Origin of the sequence: Streptomyces sp. NBC_01669 (assembly GCF_026339735.1) — a bacterium.
In the GTDB taxonomy this organism is placed as follows: domain Bacteria; phylum Actinomycetota; class Actinomycetes; order Streptomycetales; family Streptomycetaceae; genus Streptomyces; species Streptomyces yanii.
Map to the genome: position 1 here is coordinate 6,339,596 of NZ_JAPEQG010000001.1, position 25,892 is coordinate 6,365,487.

At 72.0% G+C, this 25,892-nt stretch carries 22 protein-coding genes and 1 riboswitch; of the genes, 7 read left to right on the forward strand and 15 right to left on the reverse strand.

Annotated elements, in window-relative coordinates; all coding sequences use genetic code 11:
- Positions 1 to 91: 91 nt before the first annotated feature.
- Positions 92 to 1,342, reverse strand: coding sequence for a cytochrome P450 (locus OG972_RS28375; protein WP_266986123.1), 1,251 nt, complete (start codon positions 1,340 to 1,342; stop codon positions 92 to 94).
- Between the two features lie 292 nt (positions 1,343 to 1,634).
- Between OG972_RS28375 and OG972_RS28380 the strand changes: the two genes are divergently transcribed.
- Complete coding sequence (locus tag OG972_RS28380) at positions 1,635 to 2,813, forward strand: steroid 3-ketoacyl-CoA thiolase (protein WP_266986124.1); 1,179 nt, start codon at positions 1,635 to 1,637, stop codon at positions 2,811 to 2,813.
- Positions 2,814 to 2,907: 94 nt separating this feature from the next.
- A complete protein-coding gene (locus OG972_RS28385) occupies positions 2,908 to 4,212 on the forward strand; it encodes an alpha/beta hydrolase (RefSeq protein WP_266986126.1) in 1,305 nt (434 codons plus the stop codon).
- Between the two features lie 143 nt (positions 4,213 to 4,355).
- Here OG972_RS28385 and OG972_RS28390 read toward each other — a convergent pair whose 3' ends face one another.
- The 7 genes from OG972_RS28390 to OG972_RS28420 form a co-directional block, all read right to left on the reverse strand.
- Positions 4,356 to 4,796, reverse strand: coding sequence for a transglycosylase SLT domain-containing protein (locus OG972_RS28390; RefSeq protein WP_266986128.1), 441 nt, complete (start codon positions 4,794 to 4,796; stop codon positions 4,356 to 4,358).
- Between the two features lie 311 nt (positions 4,797 to 5,107).
- Positions 5,108 to 5,959 carry an ECF transporter S component gene (locus tag OG972_RS28395; protein ID WP_266986130.1) on the reverse strand — a complete coding sequence of 284 codons (852 nt, stop codon included), beginning with the start codon at positions 5,957 to 5,959 and terminating at the stop codon, positions 5,108 to 5,110.
- Positions 5,960 to 5,976: 17 nt separating this feature from the next.
- On the reverse strand, positions 5,977 to 7,686 hold the full coding sequence (locus tag OG972_RS28400) for an ABC transporter ATP-binding protein (RefSeq protein ID WP_266986132.1): 1,710 nt from the start codon (positions 7,684 to 7,686) through the stop codon (positions 5,977 to 5,979).
- Positions 7,686 to 8,855 (reverse strand): energy-coupling factor transporter transmembrane protein EcfT, encoded by a 1,170-nt coding sequence (locus OG972_RS28405; protein WP_266986134.1) that lies wholly within the window; start codon positions 8,853 to 8,855, stop codon positions 7,686 to 7,688. Before OG972_RS28405 ends, OG972_RS28400 begins: the two co-directional genes overlap by 1 nt.
- Positions 8,852 to 9,538, reverse strand: coding sequence for an SCO2322 family protein (locus OG972_RS28410; RefSeq protein ID WP_266986136.1), 687 nt, complete (start codon positions 9,536 to 9,538; stop codon positions 8,852 to 8,854). Before OG972_RS28410 ends, OG972_RS28405 begins: the two co-directional genes overlap by 4 nt.
- On the reverse strand, positions 9,535 to 10,797 hold the full coding sequence (locus tag OG972_RS28415; protein ID WP_266986138.1) for a prenyltransferase/squalene oxidase repeat-containing protein: 1,263 nt from the start codon (positions 10,795 to 10,797) through the stop codon (positions 9,535 to 9,537). The genes OG972_RS28410 and OG972_RS28415 overlap by 4 nt, the downstream gene beginning before the upstream one ends.
- A gap of 107 nt (positions 10,798 to 10,904) precedes the next feature.
- Positions 10,905 to 11,039, reverse strand: a riboswitch (cobalamin riboswitch).
- A gap of 31 nt (positions 11,040 to 11,070) precedes the next feature.
- A complete protein-coding gene (locus tag OG972_RS28420) occupies positions 11,071 to 12,108 on the reverse strand; it encodes an MBL fold metallo-hydrolase (RefSeq protein WP_266986140.1) in 1,038 nt (345 codons plus the stop codon).
- A 226-nt stretch (positions 12,109 to 12,334) separates the two neighbouring features.
- Here OG972_RS28420 and OG972_RS28425 point away from each other — a divergent pair, with 226 nt between their 5' ends.
- A complete protein-coding gene (locus OG972_RS28425; RefSeq protein ID WP_266986142.1) occupies positions 12,335 to 13,816 on the forward strand; it encodes an aldehyde dehydrogenase in 1,482 nt (493 codons plus the stop codon).
- Positions 13,816 to 14,049: a ferredoxin gene (locus OG972_RS28430; RefSeq protein ID WP_266986144.1), complete on the forward strand. Its 234-nt coding sequence runs from the start codon at positions 13,816 to 13,818 to the stop codon at positions 14,047 to 14,049. The genes OG972_RS28425 and OG972_RS28430 overlap by 1 nt, the downstream gene beginning before the upstream one ends.
- Positions 14,050 to 14,291: 242 nt before the next feature.
- Here OG972_RS28430 and OG972_RS28435 read toward each other — a convergent pair whose 3' ends face one another.
- On the reverse strand, positions 14,292 to 15,767 hold the full coding sequence (locus OG972_RS28435; protein WP_266986146.1) for a PHB depolymerase family esterase: 1,476 nt from the start codon (positions 15,765 to 15,767) through the stop codon (positions 14,292 to 14,294).
- Positions 15,768 to 16,000: 233 nt separating this feature from the next.
- Here OG972_RS28435 and OG972_RS28440 point away from each other — a divergent pair, with 233 nt between their 5' ends.
- The 3 genes from OG972_RS28440 to OG972_RS28450 all read left to right on the forward strand — a co-directional run bounded on the left by OG972_RS28440 (position 16,001) and on the right by OG972_RS28450 (position 19,982).
- Positions 16,001 to 16,987, forward strand: a complete 987-nt coding sequence (locus tag OG972_RS28440; RefSeq protein WP_266986148.1) for an aldo/keto reductase — start codon at positions 16,001 to 16,003, stop codon at positions 16,985 to 16,987.
- A gap of 160 nt (positions 16,988 to 17,147) precedes the next feature.
- The gene (locus OG972_RS28445) at positions 17,148 to 17,954 is read left to right on the forward strand and encodes a 3-hydroxybutyrate dehydrogenase (protein WP_266986150.1); all 807 of its coding nucleotides are present in this window, start codon (positions 17,148 to 17,150) and stop codon (positions 17,952 to 17,954) included.
- A gap of 42 nt (positions 17,955 to 17,996) precedes the next feature.
- Positions 17,997 to 19,982, forward strand: coding sequence for a GAF domain-containing protein (locus OG972_RS28450; protein ID WP_266986152.1), 1,986 nt, complete (start codon positions 17,997 to 17,999; stop codon positions 19,980 to 19,982).
- A gap of 30 nt (positions 19,983 to 20,012) precedes the next feature.
- Here OG972_RS28450 and OG972_RS28455 read toward each other — a convergent pair whose 3' ends face one another.
- The 6 genes from OG972_RS28455 to OG972_RS28480 are packed head-to-tail and all read right to left on the reverse strand — an operon-like array spanning position 20,013 to position 25,732.
- On the reverse strand, positions 20,013 to 20,918 hold the full coding sequence (locus tag OG972_RS28455; protein WP_266986154.1) for an alpha/beta fold hydrolase: 906 nt from the start codon (positions 20,916 to 20,918) through the stop codon (positions 20,013 to 20,015).
- Positions 20,915 to 22,060, reverse strand: a complete 1,146-nt coding sequence (locus OG972_RS28460) for a branched-chain amino acid ABC transporter permease (protein ID WP_266986156.1) — start codon at positions 22,058 to 22,060, stop codon at positions 20,915 to 20,917. The genes OG972_RS28455 and OG972_RS28460 overlap by 4 nt, the downstream gene beginning before the upstream one ends.
- A complete protein-coding gene (locus tag OG972_RS28465; protein WP_037694442.1) occupies positions 22,057 to 22,944 on the reverse strand; it encodes a branched-chain amino acid ABC transporter permease in 888 nt (295 codons plus the stop codon). The genes OG972_RS28460 and OG972_RS28465 overlap by 4 nt, the downstream gene beginning before the upstream one ends.
- Positions 22,944 to 23,696 (reverse strand): ABC transporter ATP-binding protein, encoded by a 753-nt coding sequence (locus OG972_RS28470; protein ID WP_266986159.1) that lies wholly within the window; start codon positions 23,694 to 23,696, stop codon positions 22,944 to 22,946. The genes OG972_RS28465 and OG972_RS28470 overlap by 1 nt, the downstream gene beginning before the upstream one ends.
- Positions 23,693 to 24,484, reverse strand: coding sequence for an ABC transporter ATP-binding protein (locus tag OG972_RS28475; protein ID WP_266986161.1), 792 nt, complete (start codon positions 24,482 to 24,484; stop codon positions 23,693 to 23,695). The genes OG972_RS28470 and OG972_RS28475 overlap by 4 nt, the downstream gene beginning before the upstream one ends.
- Before the next feature lie 3 nt (positions 24,485 to 24,487).
- The gene (locus tag OG972_RS28480) at positions 24,488 to 25,732 is read right to left on the reverse strand and encodes a substrate-binding domain-containing protein (RefSeq protein ID WP_266986163.1); all 1,245 of its coding nucleotides are present in this window, start codon (positions 25,730 to 25,732) and stop codon (positions 24,488 to 24,490) included.
- Positions 25,733 to 25,892 lie beyond the last annotated feature (160 nt).

The following is a 25,892-nucleotide window of genomic DNA, read 5'->3' on the forward strand; positions in this document are numbered from 1 at the left end:
GCGGAGGCCAGGAACGGACGGGGCGCGGACGGTCGGCAGGGGCCGCGGCGTGGGAGGGACGGCCCCCGCCGTCCGGGAATCCGCGCCTCGGTCAGCCGGCGGCGGTACTGACCCGGAGCTGCTTGATTCCGTTCAGCCAGGCGGAGCGCAGCCGCCGCGGGTCCTCGGTCAGCCGCAGATCGGGCAGCACGTCCGCGATCGCGTTGAAGATCAGGTTGATCTCCATGACGGCGAGGGACTTGCCGAGGCAGAAGTGCGGTCCGCCGCCACCGAATCCGAGATGGGGGTTGGGGTCCCGGGAGATGTCGAAGAGTTCCGGGCTCTCGAAGACCTCGGGGTCGTTGTTCGCGGAGGAGTAGAACAGCCCGACCCGTTCGCCCTTCTTGATCTGCTGCCCGCCCAGTTCGACGTCCTGGGTGGCGGTCCGCTGGAAGGAGACCACGGGGGTGGCCCAGCGGACGATCTCCTCGGCGGCGGTCTCCGGGCGCTCGCGCTTGTAGAGCTCCCACTCCTCCGGGTGGGTGAGGAAGGCGTGCATGCCGTGGCTGATGGCGTTTCGGGTGGTCTCGTTGCCGGCGACAGCGAGGAGGATCACGAAGAATCCGAACTCGTCCGAGGAGAGGTTGCCTTCGCCCTCCGCGGCGACCAGCTGGGTGACGATGTCCTTGGCGGGGCACTCCTTGCGTGCCACTGCCAGGTTCATCGCGTACGAGACGATCTCCATGGCCGCCTCGGTGCCGACCTCTTCGGTGATCGCGTACTCGGGATCGTCGTACGCCGCCATCTTGTTGGACCAGTCGAAGATCTTGGACCGGTCCTCCTGCGGCACGCCGATGAGCTCGGCGATGGCCTGGAGCGGCAGTTCGACGGCGATGTGGGTGACGAAGTCGAACGAGCCGTCGTCGGCGGCGGAGGCGAGGGCCGTCTCGACGATCGACCGGGCGCGGCTGCGCAGGGCCTGTTCCAGGGAGCGGATGGCGCGGGGGGTGAAGCCGCGCTGGACGATCTGGCGGACCCGGGTGTGCTCGGGCGGGTCCATGTTCAGCATGATCAGCTTCTGGACGTCGATCTGGTCGCGGCTGATCGTCTCGTTGAAACGGATGACCGCGGTGTTGGTGTGGGAGGAGAACAGTTCAGGGTGTGTGGAGACGTACTTGACGTCCGCATGTCGGGTAACCACCCAGTAGCCCTCGTCGTCGAAACCGGAGATACCGGCCGGCTGGGTGCACCACCAGACCGATGCGGTCTCCCGCATCCGGGCGAACTCGGGGTGCGGGATGCGGGCTTGGAGCAGGTCGGGATCGGTGAAGTCGAACCCTTCGGGCAGATGGGGGCAGGGCATCGGCAACTCCAGGTCGGTCCGAGGGGCGCCCGAACATTGCCTGACGACCCATCAGAAGTTGCCCGCAAGGTAGTAACGAGTTCTACAACTGGCAAGGGCTGCGGCCCGATCTGTTGCGCGAGGGGGCGCATGCGGGCTTCGAGGTGCGCCCATTGTGCGTGCAAGGTACGTGCACGGCTCTTGCGTACCGGGGGTAAGCCTCATAAGACTGCTTGCAGAACTAGAACGCGTACTAGTTCCTTCCGTGGGCGCCGGGACGCCCCCTGCGGAAGCGCGAGGAGAGGACGAGCTCATGGCCGCGGAACCCGTCATCGTCGAAGCCGTACGCACCCCCATCGGCAAGCGCGGAGGCGCGCTCGCCAATCTGCACCCCGCCTATCTGCTGGGCGAGACCTACCGTGAACTTCTCGGACGCACCGGCATCCACGCCGACTGCGTGGAACAGATCGTCGGCGGTACGGTCACCCATGCCGGCGAACAGTCCATGAATCCGGCGCGCAACGCCTGGCTCACCGTGGGACTTCCGTACGAGACCGCCGCCACCACCGTGGACTGCCAGTGCGGCTCCTCGCAGCAGGCCTCCCACATGGTCGCCAACATGGTCGCGGCCGGAGTCATCGACGTCGGTATCAGCTGTGGTGTCGAGGCGATGTCGCGCGTGCCGCTGGGCAGCGGCTCCAAGCACGGCCCGGGGAAGCCCTGGCCGGACGAGTGGAACGTCGACCTGCCCAACCAGTTCGAGGCCGCCGAGCGCATCGCCCGCAAGCGGGGCCTCACGCGGGAGAACGTCGACTCGCTCGGGCTGATCTCGCAGGAGCGGGCGGCCGTGGCCTGGGCCGAGGAGCGGTTCAAACGGGAGACGTACGCGGTCCAGGTGCCGACCACCGAGGAGGAGCAGGCGGCCGGGCAGGGCATGTGGCGCCTCGTCGACCGGGACGAGGGGCTGCGGGACACCACGATGGAGGGGCTCGCCCGGCTCAAGCCGGTCATGCCCACCGCGATCCACACCGCGGGCAACGCCTCGCAGATATCCGACGGCGCCTGCGCGATCATGTGGGCGTCCAAGCGGATGGCGCGGGCACTGGGGCTCAAGCCGCGCGCCCGGATCGTCGCCCAGGCGCTCGTCGGTTCCGACCCGCACTTCCACCTCGACGGGCCGATCGACGCGACCCGCGCGGTGCTGGGCAAGGCCGGGATGACGCTCAAGGACATAGACCTCGTCGAGATCAACGAGGCGTTCGCGTCGGTGGTGCTGAGCTGGGCCCAGGTCTTCGAGCGGGACCTCGACGGGCTCGCGAAGGTCAACGTCAACGGCGGCGCCATCGCGCTCGGCCACCCGGTGGGCGCCACCGGGGCCCGGCTCATCACCACGGCGCTGCATGAACTGGAGCGCCGCGACAAGGAGTTCGCGCTCATCACCATGTGTGCGGGCGGGGCGCTGGCCACCGGCACGATCATCCAGCGGCTGTGAGGAATTCCCCCGGCCGGGGGGTGGTGCCAGGTGCACCCCGGCCGGGGGTCCATGCCGCTGTCGGCGCCGCTCACGGATGCATAGCGTCACGGTCATGGAGAACAAGAACAGCACGACGTGCAGCAACGCCCCTTCTCCCAGGGAAGGTCGGCGTGGTGTCCGGCGGGGACTGGCGGTCGCCGTGGTCATGGCCCTCGCCGCCCTCGGCGCCGCGCCCGCCGTGGCCCAGCAGGCCGGACCGGAGGACGGGGGATCCCACGCCGCCCCCACCGCCGGACGGGGCACGCTCCTCGCCGTCACGCCCGTCGCCACTCTCGACCGCACCGACGTCGGCGCCTTCCTCGCCTCGGCAGGCATGGACACGGGCACCGTCCGCTACGGCGTACGCGCCTACCGCCTCACGTACCGCACGCTCACCCCGCAGGGCGAACCCACCACCGCCACCGGTCTGTTCGTCCTTCCCAGGGGTGGCGCCGACCGCCTGGACCTGGTCTCCGACGCCCACGGCACGATGGTCCACCGCGACTACGCGCCCTCCGTCGGCGAGGACTTCGGCCGGTTCGCCCCGTACCTGCACGCCTCCGCCGGCCGCGCCGTCGCCGCCCCCGACTACCTCGGCCTCGGCAAGGGGCCGGGCCCGCACCCGTACATGGACACCGCGTCCTCCGTCACCGCCTCCCTCGACATGCTGCGCGCCTCCCGCACCGCGGCGCGGGAGCTGGGGCGCCCCCTCACCGGCGAGGTGTACGCCGGCGGCTTCTCCCAGGGCGGCCAGGTCGCGACGGCTCTGGCCAAGGCCCTCGACAGCGGCGCGGACCGGCACTTCAGGCTGCGGGCGCTGGCACCGGTCTCGGGGCCGTACGACCTCCGGGGCGCGGAGACGCCCGCCCTGTTCGACGGCCGGATCAACGACATCAGCGCCGTCTTCTACATGTCGTACTTTCTTACCGCGCAGAACCGGCTGCACCCGCTCTACAAGGACCCCTCGGAGTTCTTCCGCGAGCCGTACGCGGACATCGTCGAGGACCTCTTCGACACCCACCACTTCGAGGAGGAGATCATCCCGGCGCTGCCCGGCACGCTGAAGGAACTCCTCACCGACGAGGCCTATCAGGACCTGCAGCATCCGGCGGGGGCGCTGCGCGACGTGCTGAACGCCCAGGACGGTCAGTGCGACTGGAAGCCCGAGGTGCCCGTGCGGCTCTACTCGTCAGCCGGCGACCGGGACGTGGCGATCGCCAACTCCCGTAACTGCGCAGCCGACTTCGCCGCGCACGGCGCGCGGGTTCCGGTGATCGACCAAGGGGCGACCGATCACAACGGGACCTTCATGAAGTCCGGCCCGCAGATCGTCCGCTGGTTCGACACGATCGCCGCAGCGGGACGGCGTCACCGCTGAACGGACCGGGCCGGACCCGGAGTCGACAGAGGGCCGGCGGCGGCCGGACACCGCGAACCGGGACCTCGTGCCGGCCGCGGGCGCGGGGATGACCCCGACCGGAACCCGGTCGGGGTCATCCCGCACTGCGGCCGGTGGACGGCTCAGTACCAGCTGTTGTTCTGCCAGAACGCCCAGGCGCCGCACGGGCTGCCGTAGCGCGACTTCATGTAGTCCAGACCCCACTTGATCTGGGTCTGGGGGTTGGTCCTCCAGTCGGCACCGGCCGAGGCCATCTTCGAGGCGGGCAGTGCCTGGACCAGGCCATAGGCACCCGAGGACGCGTTGGTCGCGGTGTGGTTCCAGCCGCTCTCGTGCGACACGATGTTGCTGAAGCACTGGAACTGCGCCGCGTCGCCGATCATCGACTTCGCCATGCTCCGAGCACTGGCGGCGGCGGACGTCGGCGCGGACGCCGGTGCGGCCATGGCCGGGGTGACGCCGAGCGCCAGGCCGGTGGCGCCGAGGAGCACGGCGGCTCCGGCGACGGTGGCCTTGCGGCGGGCGGTGCGGGGCTGGGCGAGGACGGTGCGGGCGAACGACACAGAGAAACCTAACGTCGGGTACAGGGGAGTCGCGGACCGGGCCCAATGACGCGGGGACCGGCGCTCGTCGACCGCGGTCCGTTCCCATGGACCATGCGGTGCTCGGCGACGTGACCAGTGTTGGCCGCGGCGTTCAGCCGATGCAACGACCCCCGGTACGACCCCGTCTCGCACTCAGGGCCGAAAGTCCCGAACCGGCATGAATACCTTCATTGCAGGTCGGAGGGGAGGAAGTGCTTCCTGTTCGTCCTCTTCCGGGGTGGAACGGCTACTACTCCCGATGGTGGAGGACCAAGGTCCTGTGGGGGCCTTCACGCCTTCGGGGCGTCGAATGTGACCTGGGCCTCGAAGGCCGCACGCCGCGTGGCCCGGCGCAGCGCCTTCAGCAACGTCCCGCCGACGACGAGGGTCAGCGCCACGGTCAGCACGGCCCGTCCCAGGTCCCAGCCCAGCGAAGTGGCCAGACAGTACGCGAGGAAGCGGACCAGGTTCTCGGGCAGCGGGTCACCGGGATGGAAGGAGATGCCCGAGCCGAGGCCCGGCACGATCGTCCAGCCGTACAGGTTCATCACCGTGCCGTACGCGAACGCCGCCACACCCCCGTAGGCCGCGAGCATCAGCAGCTCGGCCCGCCCGCGCAGCCGGTCCGGGCCCGGCAACAGCCCGGCGCCCATGGTGAACCAGCCCATCGACAGCATCTGGAACGGCATCCACGGGCCCACCCCGCCGGTGAGCAGCGCGGACGCGAACATCGTCACCGAGCCGAGCACGAACCCGAAGCCCGGGCCGAGCACCCGGCCGCTCAGCACCATCAGGAAGAACATCGGCTCCAGGCCCGCCGTCCCCGCGCCGAGCGGGCGCAGCGCGGCGCCGACCGCGGCGAGCACACCCAGCATCGCCACCGCCTTCGCGTCCAGGCCGGAGTCCGCGATCGTCGCGACGACCACCCCGACCAGCAGCGGAAGCAGCGCGGCGAACAGCCAGGGCGCGTCCTGGGAGTGCGCGAGGCCGGAGTCCGCGCCGGCCAGCAGCGGCCAGCCGATGGCGACGACACCGATCGCGCTGATCAGGAGGAGCGCGGCGATCGCACGCGGCCCGAGCCGCACCGCCCGCGCCTGCCGGTCGCCCGTGCGCCGGTCCCTCGGTGTTTCGGTCGCTCGCACGGCCCGTTCCCGGGGCGTCATGCGCCCGCCTCCAGTGCCGCGCGTACCTGCGGCACGGTCAGCCACTCCTGCGGGGCGAGTATCTTCGCGGTCTGCGGTGCGAACGCCGGGGACGAGACCACGACCTGCCGGGTCGGCCCGTCCGCGACGATCTCCCCGTCGGCGAGGATCACCACCCGGTGGGCCAGCTCGGCGGCGAGCTCCACATCGTGGGTGGCCAGGACGATTGCATGGCCCTCGGCCGCCAGACCGCGCAGCACGCGTATCAGGCGGGCCTTCGCCGCGTAGTCCAGGCCACGGGTCGGCTCGTCGAGCAGCAGCAGCGGGGGGCGCGCGGTCAGCACGATCGCCAGTGCCAGGGCGAGGCGCTGCCCCTCGGAGAGGTCGCGCGGGTGGGTGTCGTCCGGTACGTCCGGCAGCAGCTCGGAGACCAGGGCCCGGCAGCTGCCCGCCGCGGCGCCCGCGTCCGTGTCGGCCGCCGCGCACTCGGAGGCGACCGTGTCCGCGTAGAGCAGATCGCGTGGTTCCTGCGGTACGAGCCCGACCCGGCGCACCATGTCGCGCGGCGGCGTACGGTGCGGGGCCCGGCCGCCCACGTGGACGGTGCCGGCCGTGGGCTCGACCGTGCCGACGAGGGCGGCGAGCAGCGTGGACTTGCCCGCGCCGTTGCGGCCCATCAGCGCGACGGTCTCGCCGGGCGTGACGGAGAGCGTCACCCGGCGCAGCGCCTCGACGCGACCGCGCCGCACCCCCAGACCCTCGGCCCGGACGATCGCTTCCCCCACGGGACCCGGAGCGGGCTCCGGCTCGGGTGTGCGACGGAGTCCGAACAGCCCACGCCGTACCGGGGCGGTGGGCAGCGGTGCCGGGGCAGCAGGCGTCGCCGACGGGACGGCCGACGGCGGCTCGGCCGACGCCAGCCGTTCCCGCAGCCCGGTCGCCCGGCGTCGCGCATCGCGCACGGAGAGCGGCAGTGGTGTCCAGTCCGCCAGCCGTCCCAGCGCGACCACCGGCGGGTGGACGGGGGACACGGCCATGATGTCGGCGGGCGCACCCGCCACGGGTGCGGCGCCCGGCGACGGCAGCAGGACGACCTGGTCCGCGTACTGGACCACGCGTTCCAGCCGGTGCTCCGCCATCAGGACCGTCGTGCCCAGGTCGTGCACCAGCCGCTGGAGCACCGCGAGGACCTCCTCGGCCGCCGCCGGGTCCAGGGCGGACGTCGGCTCGTCCAGGACCAGTACCTTGGGGTGCGGGGTCAGCACGGAGCCGATCGCGACCCGCTGCTGCTGGCCGCCGGAGAGCGTGGCGATCGGCCGGTCGCGCAGCCCGGCGAGGCCCAGCAGATCGAGGGTCTCCTCGACCCGCCGCCGCATGACATCGGGGGCGAGCCCCAGCGACTCCATGCCGTACGCCAGCTCGTCCTCGACGATGTCGGTGACGAAATGGGAGAGCGGGTCCTGGCCCACCGTGCCGACCAGATCGGCGAGTTCGCGCGGTTTGTGGGTGCGGGTGTCGCGGCCGTCGACCGTGACCCGGCCGCGCAGCGTGCCGCCCGTGAAGTGCGGTACGAGACCGGAGACGGCCCCCAGCAGCGTCGACTTGCCGACCCCCGACGGACCGACGAGCAGCACCAACTCGCCCTCCGGGACCGTCAGATCGACGCCGGACAGGGTGGGGTGCGCCGTGCCCTCGAACTGCACCGAGACCTGCTCGAACCGGATCATCACTGCCCCTTCTCGGAGTGCGCGACGGGAGCCTCGGCCGGACCACCCACCGGGGGTGGCGCGGGCGCCACCACCGCGGGCAGCAGCCCGATCAGCACCGCCGCCGCGGGCCACAGCGGGAACACCGGTGCGACCAGGGGTACGACCCCGGGGTGCAGCGCCTCCGGGTCGACGCTGCCCGCCAGGATCATCGCCGTCGCGACCACCGCACCCGACCCCGCCACCAGCCAGGCCCGCACGCCCCACCGGTCGGGCCGGTAGCGGGTACGGACCGAGCGGGCGCCGCCGAGCCGCAGTCCGGCCGTCGCGGCGACGAGCCCGGTGAGCAGCAGCGGCAGACCGTAGACCGCACCCTGCGAGGCCAGCAGGCCGTACGTACCGGCGCAGACCCCCAGCAGACCGCCGAGGGTGAGGACGTTCGTGGTGTGCCGGACGGCGGGCGGGACCTGCGCCGTACGCCCGTACCCGCGCGCGTCCATCGACGCCGCCACGGCCACCGACCGCTCCAGCGCACCCTCCAGCACCGGCAGTCCGATCTGCAGAACGGCCCTGATGCCCCCGGTCGGGCGGCCCCGCAGCCGGCGTGTGGTGCGCAGGCGCACCACATCGGCGACCATGTTCGGCGCGAACGTCATCGCGACGACGACGGCGACCCCCGCCTCGTACAGCGCACCCGGCAGCGACTTCAGCAGCCGGGCCGGGTTGGCGAGCGAGTTCGCCGCGCCGATGCAGATCAGCAGCGTGGCCAGCTTCGCCCCGTCGTACAGCGCGAAGAGCAGCTGCTCGGCGGTGACCCGGCCGCCGATCCTGACACCCTGCGCCCAGTCGGGCAGCGGGACTTCGGGGAGGGTGACCACCAGGTGCGTACCGGGGATCGGCGAGCCGAGGACGACGGAGAACAGCAACCGCACGGCGACGACGAACAGTCCGATCTTGATGAACGCCCCGTACGAACGCGCCCACGGCGCGTCCGTCCGGCGCGCCGCCACGACATATCCGGCCACGCACACCAGCAGCCCGAGCAGCAGCGGATTGCTGGTCCGCGACGCGGCGGTGGCCAGCCCGAGCGCCCACAGCCACCAGGCCCCGGCGGGCAGGGCATTGCTGCGGGTCGCCGTGGGCGCCCGCAGTGCATGGCGGAGCCGGACCGCGCCGGGGGAGGCGGTCATCCGCGCCGGCGGCGGGCCTGCAGGACGGCGGCGATGCCGAGCAGCAGGACGGCCCCGAGCCCGACGAGCACCCCGGTGGACGGACCGCTGCGCCCGCTCCCGGGGTGGGAGGACGAGGGAGAGGCGGACGCCGTGTGCCCGCTGCCGGAGACCTGCTCGCCGCAGCCCGATGCGGGGTAGCCGGAGATCGCGCAGAGCAGGGCGTCGCTGCTGTAGCGCAGCGGCTTGGCCACCGAGGCGAGCGCCTCGGCGGTGCTCGCCCCGGGGGCGACCTGCGCACAGGCGGTGCGCAGCGCGGGCGGGGTCTCCCCGGCCGGGGCGTCCGCCGTCGTGCCGGGGTCGATGACGAGCGCGACGCGCTTGGTGCCGTCCTTGGCGGGGGTGTCCGCGCAGACCGTCGCGAAGTCGGGGGTGCGGCGCGGCTTCGCCGAGTCCTGGGAGTCCTCGCTCACGGAGAACCGGAAGCCCTGCACCGCCCCGTCGTCGGGCCGGACGAGCGAGGGTCCCTGGGTGGCGTAGGCCCAGCCGGACCCCTTGCCCTCCCAGAACGACCAGTAGCGGTAGCCGGCCGCATGGGCGGTGCCCGCGCCGAGCACGGTCAGAGCGGCGCCGAGCACCAGCAGCAGCGCGACGGCCACCCGCCCGCCGAACGCATTCCCCGCACGATTCCCCGCCCGGTTCACGGCTGCTTCCGGCGGCTGCTGATCAGGAAACCGATGCCCGCACCGGCGGCGAGACCGATACCGACCAGCCACCACACCCCGAGACCGGCGTCGTCGCTGGTGCCGTCCTCGGCCGAGAAGTCGTCCGGGGTCGCACTGGGCGTGATGACGGCGGCGGGCGCGGGACCGCTCGCGTTCAGCTCCCGGACCAGGTCGACGCCACCGAAGTCGCGGGCGTCGGCGCCGGTCGCGTGAGCTGCCAGGACCAGCTGGGCATAGGCGGCGGGGCCGCTCTCCTCGGCCCAGCTCCTGGAGTTCTTCTGCAGCCAGCCGACCGCGCCGGCCGCCTTGTTCTTGTGGCCCGCGGAGGCCAGGGCGACGACCGCGTCCGCGGTGTTGCCGAAGTCGGGCTGCGGGGTGGTGTCGTCGGAGCCCGGCATCGGCGGCAGGTTGAGATGGTTGCCGTTCTTCGCGAGGGCGCCCGCGAGGTAGAAGGCGCCGTTTTGGGCAGCCTGCTCCGGCTTGACGGCGTCGCTCGTCCGGCAGGCCGGCGGTTTGCCCTCGACCGCGGCGTTGTCCCCGGCGGCCAGCCCCTTGCCCATCGAGCCGAGTACGGCGGCCGCGGTGGCGTCCGCGTTCGCGGCGAGCTTCCCGGCCTTGTCGGGCTGGTACGCGAACGCGCCCCCGTCCTTGCCGCCGCACGGGATCGCGAGCGCGAGCAGTGCGTCGTACGGGGTTTTGCCGCCCGGATTCGTCATGTCGCCGATCCGCTGGCCCTGCCGGGCCAGCGCGCCGATCACGATCGAGGTGGAGTTGGCGTCGCTGGGGGAGCCCGCGTTGTAGCCCCAGCCGCCGTCCTCGTTCTGGATGGACTTCAGCCAGCGGACGCCGTTGTTGACGATGTCGCCGTGCCCGCCGATTTCCGCCAGCGCCTGCACGGCGGCGGCGGTCGCATTGGTGTCCAGCATGGTCTTGGCGTCGCACGGCTCGGAGACATGGGCGCGGTACGAGGCGTAGGCGCCGCTCGCGCACTGCTGGGCGATCAGCCAGTCCACCGACTTCGTCGCGGGCACGACCCCCTCTATGCGCTGGGCGAGGAAGGCCAGCGACTGCCGCCAGACCCCGTCGTACGTCGGGTCCTTGGTGCCGTACAGCCCGGAGGGCAGCGCGACGGACGGGGTGGGGGAGGGGGACGGCGCCGCGACCGCGGCCGGGGCAGCGGCCGCACAGAGCACGGTGGCGGTGGCGGCGAGCGCTGCTGCGCTGCGGCGTACGGTCATGGCGGGCTGAGCCTCTCCTGGTGGGAAACCGGGCACAGGCACACTCAGGCACCAGGCTCCGGCCCCGTATTCCTCGACGGTGCCGGCCACCGGGGTTCCGGTGACGCGAGCCGGTCACGACCGCGGACAGGGCAGCCCGACTCGCCGCTGTGTCAGCGGCTCACGGTTGCGTGGTCAGTGCCGGATTCGCACCGGCTTCCCCCTGAACGGGCATGATGACGACTCGCGCATTCTACCGGGGCGTAGCCCGCCCCTTCCGGGCGGAGGGCTGCCTCACACAGCGACGTACGTCACTGGCCCGCTGCCCGGCACCGCCTCCGCGCGCCCCAGCTTCACCAGCCGGCGCACATGAGCCTCCGCCTCGGAGACGGCAATGTTCCGCGAACCGTACGGGATCTGCTCCCAGGGCCGGTTCCACTCCATCCGCTCGGCCAGTTGCCACGGCGTCAACGGGGTGGCGAGCAGGGCGAGCAGTCCGGTCAGCCGCTCCTCGTGGTGGTCGAGGAGTTCCCGTACGCGCCCCGCCGCGTCCGTGAACGGGTACTGGTGAGCGGGGAGCACTTCGGCGACCCCGAGCCGGCCGATGCGCTCCAGCGAGTCCAGGTAGTCGCCCAGGGGGTCGGTGGCCGTCGCATCGTCCGGGTCCTCGTACAGCCCGATGTGGGGGCTGATGCCGGGCAGCAGATGGTCACCGGAGAAGAGACGGCCGCGGCCGGGCAGACCGGCCGGGTGGTTCTCCTCCAGGTGCAGGCAGACATGGCCGGGGGTGTGGCCCGGCGTCCAGATCGCCCGGAGCCGCCGGCCCGCGAGGTCGAGCAGCTCGCCGGGGACGATCTCGCGGTCCGGGAGGGCGGCGCGCAGTCCGGGGAGCGTGCGCATCCGGCCGCCCGTGCGGGCGGCGCGCAGCGGGGCGAGGTGCTCCTCCGGTGCGCCGACCGCGGCGAGCTTCGCCGCGAGGTAGCTCAACCAGGTGCCCGGTTCGGACTCGCGGGTGCGGCGCACGATCGCGGTGTCCGCGGCGTGCATCGCGATCCACGCCCCCGATGCCTCGCGGACCTGTCCGGAGAGTCCGTGGTGGTCGGGGTGGTGGTGGGTGATGACCACGCCGTGGATGCCTGCGATGTCCACACCGACGGCGGCGACTCCGGCGACCAGGGTGTCCCAGGCGTCGGGGTCGTCCCAGCCGGTGTCGACGAGGACCGGCCCGCGGTCGGTGTCGAGGACATGCACCAGGGTGTGGCCGAGCGGGTTGTCCGGGATCGGGACCTTGATGGACCACACGCCGCCGCCGTGCTCGGTCACCTGTGTCATGGGCTCCCCATCTCTCGCGTCGGCCCCTGGCCGCGCTGTGCCACACCTACTGTAACGAGAACTTGTTCCATTAGTAGCCCAAGTCGACCATCAGCGCCGGGGTGTTGCGGTGCCCCTGTCCGGGGCGTGGACTCCTGGAACTGGAGCTGGTATCAGTTCTGACACAGAGTCAGATATGAAATCAGGTGTGGAGTCGGTACGTGCCGGGTCGCGGGAGGCAGCAGCCATGACCGAGCTTGTGGAACACGGAAAACTGTTCATCGGCGGGGAGTTGGTCGATCCACTCGGCCAGGAAATCATCGAGGTGATATCGCCCCACACCGAGCAGGTCATCGGCCGGGTGCCGCACGCCTGTGAAGCGGATGTGAACCGGGCTGTCGCCGCCGCCCGCCGGGCCTTCGACGAAGGGCCCTGGCCGCGCGCGTCCCTGAACGAGCGGATCGAGGTGATCACGCGGATCAAGGACGCGTTCGCCGTGCGGTACGAGGAGATCGCCCGCGTCATCAGCTCCGAGAACGGAACTCCGTACAGCTCCAGCGTGATGGTGCAGGCCCTCGCCGCGATGATGGTGTGGGACGCGGCGATCACCGTCGCCCGCACCTTCCCGTACGAGGAGCGCCGCGACGGCGTCCTCGGGCCGCTGCTGGTGCGCCGGGAGCCGGTCGGGGTGGTCGCGGCCGTCGTGCCGTGGAATGTCCCGCAGTTCACCGCCGCCGCCAAGCTCGCGCCCGCGCTCCTGGCAGGCTGCTCCGCCGTGCTCAAGGTCTCGCCCGAATCGCCCCTGGACGCCTACATCCTGGCCGAGATCGCCGCCGAGGCCGGGCTCCCCGAAGGGGTGCTGTCGATCCTTCCGGCGGACCGCGAGGTGAGCGAGTACCTGGTCGGCCATCCGGGCGTCGACAAGGTGTCGTTCACCGGCTCGGTCGCGGCGGGCCGCAGGGTCATGGAGGTCGCCTCACGGAACCTCACCCGTGTCACCCTGGAGCTCGGCGGCAAGTCCGCCGCTGTCATCCTTCCCGACGCCGATCTGGACACGGCCGTCGCGGGCATCGTCCCGTTCGCCTGGATGATCAACGGCCAGGCGTGCGTCGCCCAGACCCGCATCCTCGTCCCGTACTCCCGCTACGACGAGACCGCCGAGGCGTTCGCCGCCGCGGCGGGTGCGCTGAAGGTCGGTGACCCGCTCGACCCCGCCACCGAACTCGGCCCCCTGGTCGCGCGACGCCAGCAGCAGCGCTCCCTCGACTACATCCGGATCGGCCAGGAGGAAGGCGCCAAGATCCTTACGGGCGGCGGCCGTCCGGCCTCCCAGGCTCGCGGCTGGTACGTCGAGCCGACCCTCTTCGGATCCGTCGACAACTCCATGCGCATCGCCCGCGAGGAGATCTTCGGGCCTGTCATCTGCCTGCTGCCGTACGGCGACGAGGCGGAGGCGGTGAAGATCGCCAACGACTCCGATTACGGGCTCAGCGGCAGCGTCTGGACCGCCGACACCGAGCGCGGCATCGACATCGCCCGCCGGGTGAGGACGGGCACGTACAGCGTGAACACCTTCAGTCTCGACATGCTCGGGCCGTTCGGCGGCTACAAGAACTCCGGCCTGGGGCGGGAGTTCGGACCCGAGGGATACGGCGAGTACTTCGAGCACAAGATGATCCATCTGCCCGCCGGGTACCGGCCCGCGCAGCCCGGCCCGCAGGAGGCGTGATGGGGGACCGCTGGCATGTGGAGGTCGACCGGAGCGTCTGCATCGGCTCCGGGATGTGCGTGAACCACGCTCCGGACGGCTTCCGGCTGGACTTCGCCCGGCAGTCCCACCCGGGCGATCCGGAGACCGATGCCAACGAGCGGGTGCTCGCGGCGGCGGAAGGATGCCCCGTCGAAGCGATCACGCTGACGCTGGCCGATTCGGGTGAGGTGGTCTTCCCGCCGGAGGACTGAGAGCTGTCCGGTGGAGGTCCATGTGTCTGACGGCCAGTCAAGGATGTGCGGGATCGGCGTGGGTGGTGACTGTCACCACGTACGGCAGCGGCAACTGCACCGGGTCGTCAAATGGATACGTCGAGTGGTATGTCAACGGAGCGGGCGGTTACACCAGTTGGTTCGCCATCATCAACTGGCCGGCAAGCGCGAGGTGCAGCCCGGCACGGACATCCGGGCTGCACGGCGGAGCTCCCGGCCCGTCAGGCGGTACAGCCGGTGTCGGCGATGACGAACCAGCCCGCCGGTGACTCCCGCAGGGTGTGTGTGACGAACACGTTGTACAGCCCCATGTTCTGCTCCGAGCCGTTGGCGTACACATAGCCACCGGTCGTGTGCGCCCTGCCCGCCGCCACCTGCGCGTAATTGGTCGCCGTGTAGCAGGCGCCGGTCGCTCCAGAGGTCGTGGTCGCCGTCACCTGGGACGAGACCCCGCCGACCGCGCCCGAGGCGTTGACCGCGGCCACCGTGTAGTTGTACGCGGTCCCGGCGGACAGCCCCGTGTCGGTGAACACCGTCGACGCGGGCTGGGCGACCTTGCTGCCGTCGCGGTAGACGACGTACGAGGAGGCTCCCGCGACGGCGCCCCAGGACAGCGAGGCGCTGGTCCCGGTGACACCGGTGACCGTCAGACCGGAGGGCGCAGGCAGCGGGTCCTCGCCGCCACCGCCCGGTGCGCCCTGGTCCAGCCCCCAGAAGACGCCCGTGTGGTAGGTCGAGCAGATCGAGCTCAGGAAGTACGCGGCGGTCGTCCCGCACTGATCGGTTCCGGAGCCGGGGGAGACGGCCAGGCCGTGGCCCATGCCGGAGATGGAGTACGTCTCCACGGCCGGCTGCCCGGAGGCGTCGTTGTAGACGCTCCGGGTGGTGTTCCCGGGCAGGGTGGTGGTGCTGGAGGGGGTCTGACCGATGCCCCAGACATCGGTCCACTGGTCACGCAGGGCGGTGGCATTGGCGGGATACACCGTGTAGTCGGATGTGCCCTGCCAGATGGCCACGCGCGGCCACGGACCCGAGTAGCCGGAGTAGGAGCCGCGGACCTTGTCGCCCCACTGGGCCGGGGTCAGCTTCTGCGGGCCGGTCTGGCAGCCGGAAGCGGCCGCCTGGCTGGTTGCGCACTGCGCGGGAAGACCGGAGGCCACGGACCCGCCCGCGAACACGTCCGGGTAGGCGGCCAGCAGATCGGCGGTCATTCCGCCGCCCGCCGAGAGCCCGGTGACGTACACGCGGCGGCCGTCCGAGCCGTACTGCTGCTTCGCGTGCTCCACCATCTGCACGATGGAGGCGGCCTCGCCCTTGCCCCTGGTGTCCTCGGCCGGATCGAACCAGCCGAAGCAGGAGAGCGAGTTGTTCGCGGAGGTGGTCTGCGGGAAGACCACGGCGAACTTCCACAGGTCGGCGTATTTCGGCCAGCCCGAGTGGGTGTAGTAGTCGTTCGCCGTCTGCGTGCAGCCGTGCAGGGCGATCACCAGCGGTGCGCCCGCGGGCAGACCGGCGGGGGCGTACTCGTACATCTGCAGATTGCCGGGGTTCGTGCCGAAGCCGGTGACCTGCTGGAGGCCACCGGCGGCAGCGGCGGGCGGGGCTGCGGCCACGGTGTTCGGTGTCGCCGCGACGACACCGAGGACAGCGGTGGACGCGATGCTCCGGAGCAGGCGTCGCAGGATGGATGGGCGCACGGGGGCCTCCCTGTTCGGAACGTGCGGACGCGCGGACTGCTGCCGGAACCTACGAGTCCGGGCCGCCCCGGCCCATGGGGCGGGCTGACATCCCTCGGACCCCGCTGTGTGCGACGCCGCTCTTGCGTCGCGAGCGCCGGCGGAAAGCCGGGATTGACATCGAGTGCGCTCGAACATACAGACTCCCGGTCATCAACGCCCGCACCGAGACGGGCTGTTGGGAGGGGACAGGAATGCGGTACCGCACGATCGGCACGGACCCGAAGAGCCGCCGCGAGGTCAGCGTGCTCAGCCTCGGCGCCATGCTGATGGGCACAGCCACCGACGAGGCGACGTCCTTCGCCATCCTCGACCGGTACGCCGAGGCCGGCGGCACCTTCATCGACACGTCGAACAACTACGCGTTCTGGGTCGACGGCAGCCAGGGCGGGGAGAGCGAGCAGCTGCTCGGCCGATGGCGCCGGAGCCGCGGTGTCGGCAACGAGATCGTCATCGCCACCAAGCTCGGTGCCCGGCCGAACGCCCCCGCCGCCGGCTTCACCCACGACATCGAGGGGCTCTCGCCGAAGGTGATCCGGGAGTCCGCGGAGCGGAGCCGGGAACACCTCGGTGTCGAGAAGCTGGACCTGCTGTACGCACACGTGCAGGACCGGAGCGTGCCGATGAGCGAGACCGTCGAGGCCTTCGGTGAGCTGGTGACCGAAGGGGCCGTCGGCCTGCTGGGCGTGAGCAACCACTGGGCGTGGCAGGTGGAGCGGGCCCGGACCCTCGCCGCGGCCGCCGGACTGCCGGGATACGAGGTCCTCCAGCACCACCACAGCTATCTGCGGCAGCGCACGGACCTGCCCGGCCTGCGGTCCCCGGACGGTCAGGAGGGCGTGCTCTCCGGGGATCTGCTCAGCTATCTGCGGGCCGAACCCGCCCTCGTGCCGGTCGCCTACTCGCCGCTCCTGGCCGGTGCCTACGTCCGGGCGGACAAGCCGCTGGGCCCGGAGTTCGACCACCCGGGCACACCGGCCCGGCAGGCGGCGCTGCGGGTGGTGGCCGAGCAGACCGAGGCGACCGTCAACCAGGTGGTCCTGGCCTGGCTCATCGGCGGCGACGTCCCGGTCGTCCCGCTGGTCGGCGCTTCCTCGGTGGCACAGCTGGACGAGAGCCTGGCCGCGGTGGACCTGGAGCTGACGGCGGAGCAGCGGGCGACGCTGGACGCGGCCCACTGAGTGCCCGTCGTCGAACCCGGGCCCGACCCGGGCTCGACGACAGGCGCTGACGGCTTCCGCCCCCTGCCTCGCACCATGTACGCCGCCACCATGCCGACACGCGGCGGTGTGTGCACCGACCCCGTGTGACGTGGGCTTCCGCCTCCTTACGGTGACGACCATGGAGACTCCCCAGCGCCCGGAACCCGGGCCCGCACCGCTCACCGTCCCCCCGCCCGCAGACCGGTCCCTCGCCGGCCGTACCGCCCTGGTGACCGGTGCGGCGAGCGGCATCGGACAGGCCTGCGCGCAGGCTCTCGCTGCCGCGGGCGCCCATGTGTACGTCGTGGACAAGGCAGCCGACGCGGCGAAAGAACTGGCGGAGCGGATCGGCGGAACTGCCTGGGTCGTCGATCTGTCCGTGCCCGAGGCGGTGGACTCCCTGCCGGACGACGCCGACCTGGTGGTCAATAATGCCGGGCTGCAGCATGTGGCCCCCGTGCACGAATTCCCGCCGGACCGCTTCGCCCTGATCCACCGCGTCATGGTGGAAGCACCGTTCCGCATCTTGCGCCGCACCCTGCCCGGCATGTACGAACGCGGCTGGGGGCGCGTCGTCAACATCTCGTCCGTCCACGGGCTGCGCGCCAGCCCGTACAAATCGGCATACGTATCGGCCAAGCACGCACTGGAGGGACTCAGCAAGGTGGTCGCCCTGGAAGCAGCACCGCACGGGGTGACCAGTAACTGCGTCAACCCCGGCTACGTACGCACGCCCCTGGTCGAGAACCAGATCGCGGCACAGGCCCGTACCCACGGCATCACGGAGGAGGAGGTGGTGGGCAAGGTGATGCTGGAACGCAGTGCCATCAAGCACCTGATCGAACCCGAGGACGTTGCCGGAGCGGTGCTCTGGCTGTGCGGACCGGGTACCTCACACATCACCGGCACCTCCCTTTCCATGGACGGCGGCTGGACCGCCAACTGACCCTCCCGGCTCCCCGCCCCTCCCGACGAACGATGGCCGCCCATGTCTGCACCCACCCCCTCCGCCGCGCCCCACCTGCGTCTCCTCCTCGACCTGCTGGCCGAGGACGCCCCCGCCGAGGCGCTGGGAGCCGTGTCCTCCCAGGCGCGGGCGGCCGGTGTGCCCGCGGGCGAACTCGCCGAGGTGGAGGCGGCCACCGCCACCGCCCTGCGGATCAGGGGCGCCCTGCGCCAGCACCGGCGCCGCGAGCTCCAGCTCACCGCGCTCTTCGACACCGCGGGCGATCTGGCCGCCTCCCGGGATCTGGACGACGTGCTCAAGGCGATCGTCCGGCGGGCCAGGATGCTGCTCGGCACGGACACGGCGTATCTCACGCTCCCCGACGAGGAGGCGGGGGACACCTACATGCGGGTGACCGACGGGTCGGTGTCGCTCCTCTTCCAGCGGCTGCGGCTGGAACTCGGCGAAGGGCTCGGCGGGCTGGTCGCGCAGACCGCGAGCCCGTACGCCACCCCCGACTACCGCACCGACGACCGCTTCCGCCACACCCGCAACATCAACGCCGGGGTCCTCGACGAGGGGCTCGTCGCCATCCTGGGCGTGCCCCTGCTCCTCGGCTCCAGCCGCGGCGGTACGGGGAAGGTCATCGGCGTCCTCTTCGCCGCCGACCGCGCACCCCGCGTCTTCAGCCCCGACGAGGTCGCCCTGCTCTGCTCACTCGCCGCGCACGCTGCGATCGCGATCGACACCGCGCGCGCCCTCGCCGACACCCGGTCCGCCCTCGCCGAACTCGCCGAGGCGAACGCCGAGCTGGCGGAGGCGAACGCGGCGGTACGCGAACACTCGGCCGCCATGCAGCGGGCCGAGGAGGCACATGACCGGCTGACCGACCTGGTGTTGCGCGGCGGTGACGTCAAGGACGTCGCGGCGGCCGTCGCCGGGCTGCTGGACTCCCCGCTGACCATCCATGACCCGGGCGGGCGCCCGCTGGCGGCCGTCCGGCCCGACGGTGCGGGTCTCGCCGCCGACTCCATGGACGCCGGATGGCTGGTCGAGACCGCCGAGGAGTCCCGCACCGGAGCGCGCGCCGTGCACCGCGACGGCCGGTGGATCTGCGCCGTGCTCGCCGGGCAGGAACTCCTGGCCAGTCTGGTCCTGCACCAGCGCGGTCGGCTCGACGACTCGGACCGGCGGCTCTTCGAACGTGCCGCCGTGGTCACCGGCCTCCTGCTGCTGCTGCGGCGCACGGTCGCGGAGACCGAGAACCGGATCCGCGGCGAGCTGATCAGCGATCTGCTGACCGACGCGGACCGCGACCCCGCCGGACTGGCCGAACGCGGCCGACGCCTCGGCATCGACCTGGACCGCCCGCATCTGCTGCTCGTGGCCGAGGCGGGCGCCCGGGAGAAGCTCTGCGCCGCAGCCCTGCGCTATCTGTTCGGCGGGGACATCCGCGGCGTGAGTGCCGAACATGCGGGAACCGTGGTGCTGTTGATCGGCTGCGAGGCGGACGCGGACCCCGGACCCGATGCGGGGGACGCGGCGCGGGCGGCGGCCGCCCAGCTCGGCCAGCTGGTCCAGGCCCCCGTCACCGTGGCCGCCACCGGTCCGGCCCGGGGGCCGCGGCAGCTCGCCGCCGCGTACGCCGAGGCGGCACGCTGCCTGCGGGCCATGCGGGTCCTCGGCCGTACCGGAGAAGGCGCCTGTGTCGACGAACTCGGCTTCCTCGGCGTGGTGCTGGGCAACGCGCAGGATGTCGACGGCTTCGTCACCGCGACGCTGGGACCCCTGCTGCGGTACGACGCCCAGCGCGGCACCCACCTCGTACGCACGCTGAGGGCCTACTTCGGTTCCGGCGGCAGCCTCATCCGCGCCAAGGACGAACTCCACGTCCACGTCAACACGGTGGTGCAGCGGCTGGACCGGATCCAGGTGCTGCTCGGCCGCGACTGGAACGAGCCCGACCGGGCGCTGGAACTTCAGCTGGCGCTGCGGCTGAACCTGTTGTCGGGCGGTCAGGAGCGGTGACCGGCCGGTCGGCCGGCCACCGCTCCTTCCTCAACCGCCGCACGGGCTGGGTATGTTCGAGAGTGCCACCAGTCGTGTGGCGATCTCCTGTGCGCCGGTGTCCCCGGTGAGCACGGTGTAGTGGTTGACGTCCGGCACCGCCACCGGCTCCAGCAGGGTGCCGGAGAGGTCGGCGGCCGCCAGCCGCTGCTCGTCGTACAGTCCCTGCGGCTCGTCCATGAGACCGCGCGCCGCCCACAGCAGCGTCGCCGGCACCGGCAACTTTCGTACCGCCGAAAGCACGTCGTCGTCGAAGAGACCGATCCCGTCGGTGCGCACCGCCTCGATCCGGCACGTCGAGTGCATCGCCGGTTCGTCGCCCGTCAGATCGCGCTGGATGTACGCGTCCACCTCGGGCGACCAGGCGTCCCCGGCGAACGCGGGATGCGCCTGCCAGAAATCCCGGTAGGCGGCCCGGTCGGGGAACGTCATCGACAGCCGGTCCATGGCCGGACCGATCACTGCCGTCATCAGTTCGTCCGGGGAGAGATGGGTGGGGGCGGGGAAGCCGATCCCACCGTCGACGAGCAGCAGCGGACCGAACCGGTCAGGATGCCGTACGGCGGCCAGCGCCGCCACGAACGCGCCCATCGAGTGACCGGCCAGCACCACCCGGTCCAGGCCGAGCGCCCCGGTCAGGGCCGCGATGTCATCGGCGTGCGCCGCGATGCCGTACGGTCCGGGCAGCCCGGAGCTTCCGGCCCGGCCGCGCAGGTCCGGGGCGACCAGCGTGACCTGGCCGGCCAGCAGCCGCGCCACCGTGCCCCAGGAGAGCGCGTTGGCCGTGATGCCGTGCAGGGCGACGACCACCGGCGCGTCGGGCTCCCGGGCCGGCCAGCGCAGGGCGGCCAGTTCGCCGCCGGCCACCGGGACACGTATCTCCTCGTACGCGGTCATGAGTGCCGGTCCTCCTTCTGGGCGGGTGCGCCCTCACTGGTCGCACGGAGTACGGAACGTATCCGGGACGGCAGCCGTGCCAGCCCGCCCGGCAGGAGATGGACCACGGCCACGAACACCACACCGAGCAGGAACAGTGGCTGGGAGAGCGGTACCCGCAGTACCGCGGGAAGGTCGGCGACCGCACCCGATCCGGCGAGATCGCCGAGCCGGTGGTCGGCCCACGTGTAGAGGATGCCGCCGACCATCGGTCCCCAGCGGGTGCCCGAGCCACCCAGCACCACCATCACCAGCAGCGACAGCGTGAAGTCCGACGTCGTCGTCTGTGGGGTGGAGCCGCCGGTGAGCAGCAGATGGACGAGCCCGCCGAGCGCGGCCAGCGCACCGGCCAGGACGAACGCCGAAAGTTTGAACCCGTACGGCTTCAGCCCCAGCACCTCCACCCGGCGCTCGTTCTCCTTGATGCCCTCCCAGACCCGCCCCGTCGGGGAGCGGACCGCCCAGTGGACGACGGCCAGCGTGAGGACGAGATAGCCGAGCGCGACCCAGTACAGGTTCGCCGTGTGCTCGATGCCCACGAGCCCGGACGGCAGCAGCTCGGCGGGCGCGGCCCGGCCCTCCTCGCCGCCGGTGAAGCCGCCGGGGTTGCGGGAGACGAGGATCGAGCCCGCCTGGGCGAAGGCCAGCGTCACCATGGAGAAGCCGATGCCGGTGACGCGCAGGCTCACCGATCCCAGCACCAGTGCGAGCGCGATCCCGAAGCAGACGCCGACCGGAGCGGAGACGGCGAACGGCAGTCCGGCCTCCAGCATGATGGTGTTGGTGGCGTAGCTGCCCGCCGCGAAGTACAGGGCATGCCCGAAGGAGAGCAGCCCGGTCCGGCCGAGCAGCAGGTCGTACCCGGTGGCCAGGGCGCCGAACAACAGGCAGGTGGCGAGGAGTTGCAGGCTGCCCGGACTGCCCAGCGGGCCGTCGAGCAGTCCCGGCAACGGCAGGGCGCTGTACGGTGCGACGATCAGCAGCACCAGCACCACGGCCGGCCACCAGCGCAGCAGCCGCGCCGTGTTCGCGCGCACCGGTGCGTCGGACGGTGCCGCCGGTGTTCCGCTCGTGCGGTCGGGTGTCCCGGTCACGGTGCTCACGCGAGCCTCCCGGTCAGTCCGCGCGGCCGTACGAGCAGCAGCGCGGCGAGCAGGACGACGACGGCCAGGTCGCCGAGGCCCGCTGCGGTGTAGTAGTTGGCGAACTGCTGGACCAGGCCGATCACGACGGACGCCACGGCGGCGCCGGTCACCGAGCCCATGCCCCCGGTGACGACCACGACGAACGCGAAGATCAGCAGCGACGTGCCCTGTCGGGGGTCGACCGAGCCGAAGTACAGCCCGCCGAGCGCCCCGCCGAGCGCGGCGGCGCAGCCGCCGATCGCGAAGACGAGCGTGAACGCCTTGCGGACGTCGATGCCGAGCGCCGTCACCATCGCCCGGTCCTCGACCCCCGCCCGTACGACCAGTCCGTGCCGGGTCCGTCCGAGGAAGAGCCGCAGCGCGATCAGCACCACGACCGCCGCCGCGATCAGCACCAGCCGGTTGACCGGTACCTCCGCGCCCAGCAGGGAGAACGTGCCGGACAGCGCCTCGGGCCCGGGGAAGGTCCGGGCGTCCGAGCCCCAGATGCCCGACAGCAGGGCCGGGACGGCGAGCCCCACCCCGACCGTGGCGAGCACCTGTTCGCGCGGCCGGGTGTAGAGCGGGCGGACGACGGTGAGCTCCAGCAGTACCGCGGCGGCGGTGCCCACCGCCGTACCGAACAGGACCGCGAGGACGAAGCCCGCACCGCCGGGGCCCGCGCCCGGCAGATTGCCGGACGCCGCCCACCAGGTGCCGTACGCGCCGATGGAGAGCAGCGCCCCGTGCGCGAAGTTGAGCACGTCCATCAGACCGAAGATCAGCGAAAGCCCCGACGCGATCAGGAAGTAGAGCGCCCCCAGACCGAGTCCGGTCATGGTGAGCAGCACAAGGGTGGACATCAGGAATCTTCCTCCGCGTTCCGGGAAGGCACGTGGGCGGCCGGACCGTGCCCCACGCCCAGCAGCCGGCGCGCCGCCTCCGCGTCGCCCAGCAGCTCACCGGCCGGTCCCTGATGGGCGGTCCGGCCGTCGGCGAGCACCGTGCAGTGCGCGGCGAGGCGCCGTACGACGGCGAGGTTCTGCTCCACGAGCAGCACCGGCACCGCCTCGGCTGCCCGCTCCAGCACCTCGGCGACCTCGGTGACCACCCTGGGCGCCAGACCCTTGGTGGGTTCGTCCGCGATGATCAGTCGGTTTCCGTTGAGGAGCGTGCGTCCGATGGCGACCATCTGCTGCTGCCCTCCGGACAGCGTCCCGGCCAACTGGCGCTCCCGGCGTTTCAGTTCGGGGAAGAGCTCATGGACGAGGGGGTAAGCCGGTGCGCCCGCCCCGCGCCGCTCGGCCAGCCGCAGGTTCTCCGCCACGGTCAGTCCGGCGAAGATGCCGCGGTCCTCGGGGGCGTAACCGATGCCCCGCCGCACCAGCGTGTGGGTGGGCAGCGCCACGGTCTCCTCACCGTCCAGCCGGACGCTTCCGGTGCGCGGGACGAGGCCGAGGACGCCGCGCACGGTCGTGGTCTTCCCGGCACCGTTGCGGCCGAGGAGCGCGGTCACCCCGTGGCGGGCGACATCGAGGTCCACACCGTGCAGGATGTGCCGTCCGCCGATGAGAACCCGCAGGTCCCGTACGGCGAGCAGGGTCTCCGTCGTCACAGCCCCTCCCCGAGGTATGCCTGCTGCACGGTCGGGTCGGCGGTCACGGCCTCCGGGGTGTCCAGCGCCAGGAGCCGGCCGTGGTGCATCACGGCCAGCCGGTCGGCCAGCCCCAGCAGTACGTCCATGTGGTGCTCGACCATGAGGACGGTGCGGCCCTCGTCCCGGTGCAGGGTGCGGATCAGTTCGGTGAGTGCGGGGACCTCCTCCGCGCTCACCCCGGCCATCGGTTCGTCGAGCAGCATCAGCCGCGGCTCGCCCACGAGCAGCACCGCCAGCTCCAGCTTCCGCTTCTCGCCGTGCGACAGCTCGGACGCCAGCGCCCCTGCGCGGTGGCCGAGTCCGGTGCGCTCCAGCACGCCGCGCACCTCGTCGGTGTACGGGGAAGCGCGCCGCCACACGCGGTACGAGCCGCCCCCGGCGGCCTGGGCGGCCAGCCGGACGTGGTCGGCCACGCTCATCCCCGGCCACAGACTGGACGTCTGGAACGTCCGGCCGATCCCGCGCCGGGCCCGGACGTGCGCGGGACGGCCGGTCAGGTCCGTACCGTCCAGCGCGAGGGTGCCCGAGGTGGCTGTCGTCAGCCCGCTGATCAGATTGAACAGCGAGGTCTTGCCGGCCCCGTTGGGGCCGATGAAGGCCAGGAACTCGCCCTCGCGGACATCCAGGGTGATGTCCTCGACGATGGTCGCCCCACCGACGCCCCAGCTCAGTCCGGCCAGTTGAAGCACGGGGGCGGCGGAGTGCGCCGCGCTCCCGTGATCCGTCGTGATGTCAGGTGCTGCCACCGGTCAGCCCGCCGAGGGCTTCGCGGGCGGCGCCACCTTGTCCATCGGCTCGGTGGTCACCAGCTCCGGCTTCGCGGTGGCGCCCTTCCCGGTCAGCTTCGCCACGAACATCGGCTGCAGCAGCGCGTGGTCCCCGGCGCGGACCTGCTCCCTGCCCTTCACCCCGTCGAAGCTCCAGCCCTCCAGGGCCTTCGCCATGGCGGCGGGATCGGTGGCGCTGCCCTCCTCCACGGCGTGCACGATCATCTGGGCCGCGGTGAAGCCGTCGGGGGTGAACAGATCAGGGGTGCCGCCCGCCTTGGCCACCGCGTCCAGCATGGCCTTCTCCACGGCGTTGCCGCCGCCCGCGCCGGGGAAGTAGTGCGCCAGGAACGAGACCTTGGAACCCGCCGCACCGAAGACCGGGTACGAGGCGGTCCCGGCCAGCCCGGTGACCACCTTGGAGGCGCTCGGCACCCCCTGCTGGTCCAGGGCGGTCCACAGCGCGGGGGCGGTGGAACCGGCCCAGGCGACGAAGACCAGATCGGGACCGGCGGCCTTCACCTGCCGGGCGAACGGGGTCAGGTCCGTGGCGCTCGGCGGGGCCAGCACGGAACCCACCTTCGCACCCTGGCCGCCGAGCACGGCCTTCACCGCGGCGACGTTGGCCTGGCCGAACGTGGAGTCCTGGGCCAGCACGGTGACCTTCTTGCCCTTGGCCCCGCCGAGCATCGCCCCGGCGGTGAGGATGTCCTGGTAGGACTGCCGGCCGGAGCGGAACGTGTAGGCGTTGATCCCGGTCACGGCGTCGGTGGCGGCGGGCCCGCTGACGTACAGCACTTTGTTCTGCGCGGCGAGCGGCGCCATCTGCAGGGCGACCCCGGAGTCCGTGGTCCCGGCCAGTACCTTGTAGCCCTTGCCGATCAGGTTCTTCGCCGCGGCGACCGCCTTGCCTGGGTCGCCCGCGTCGTCCTGCTCGGTGACCTCGATGCGGTGCCCGGCCACTTTGCCGGTGCCCTTCGTCGCGTAGTCCAGACCCGCCATGAAGCCGTCGCGGTACTGCTTCCCGTAGGCCGCGAGCAACCCGGTCCGGGAGTAGACCAGCCCCACGTCGACGGTCTGGTCCTTTGCGCCCTTGCCGGACGCGGTGTCAGCCTCGCCCGCCTTGCCGGCGGCGGTGCAGCCGGTCAGCAGGACGCCGGCGGCGGCCAGCGTGGCGAGTGCGGAGAGGGATCTGCGGTGGGCGGTGCCTGTGGCTCTGCGACGCATGGTGACCGGCTCCTCGGCGGGATTCCTGTGATGTCGCCGAACCGTATGAAGCCCGCGCCGCCGTCGACATGGTGCAGGGGCCCCCACCTGAGGCGGTGCACATGTGGGGGTCGCACATGTGCCGAAACCGGGGGCAGGGTGGCGCGGCCCGGGAGGACCG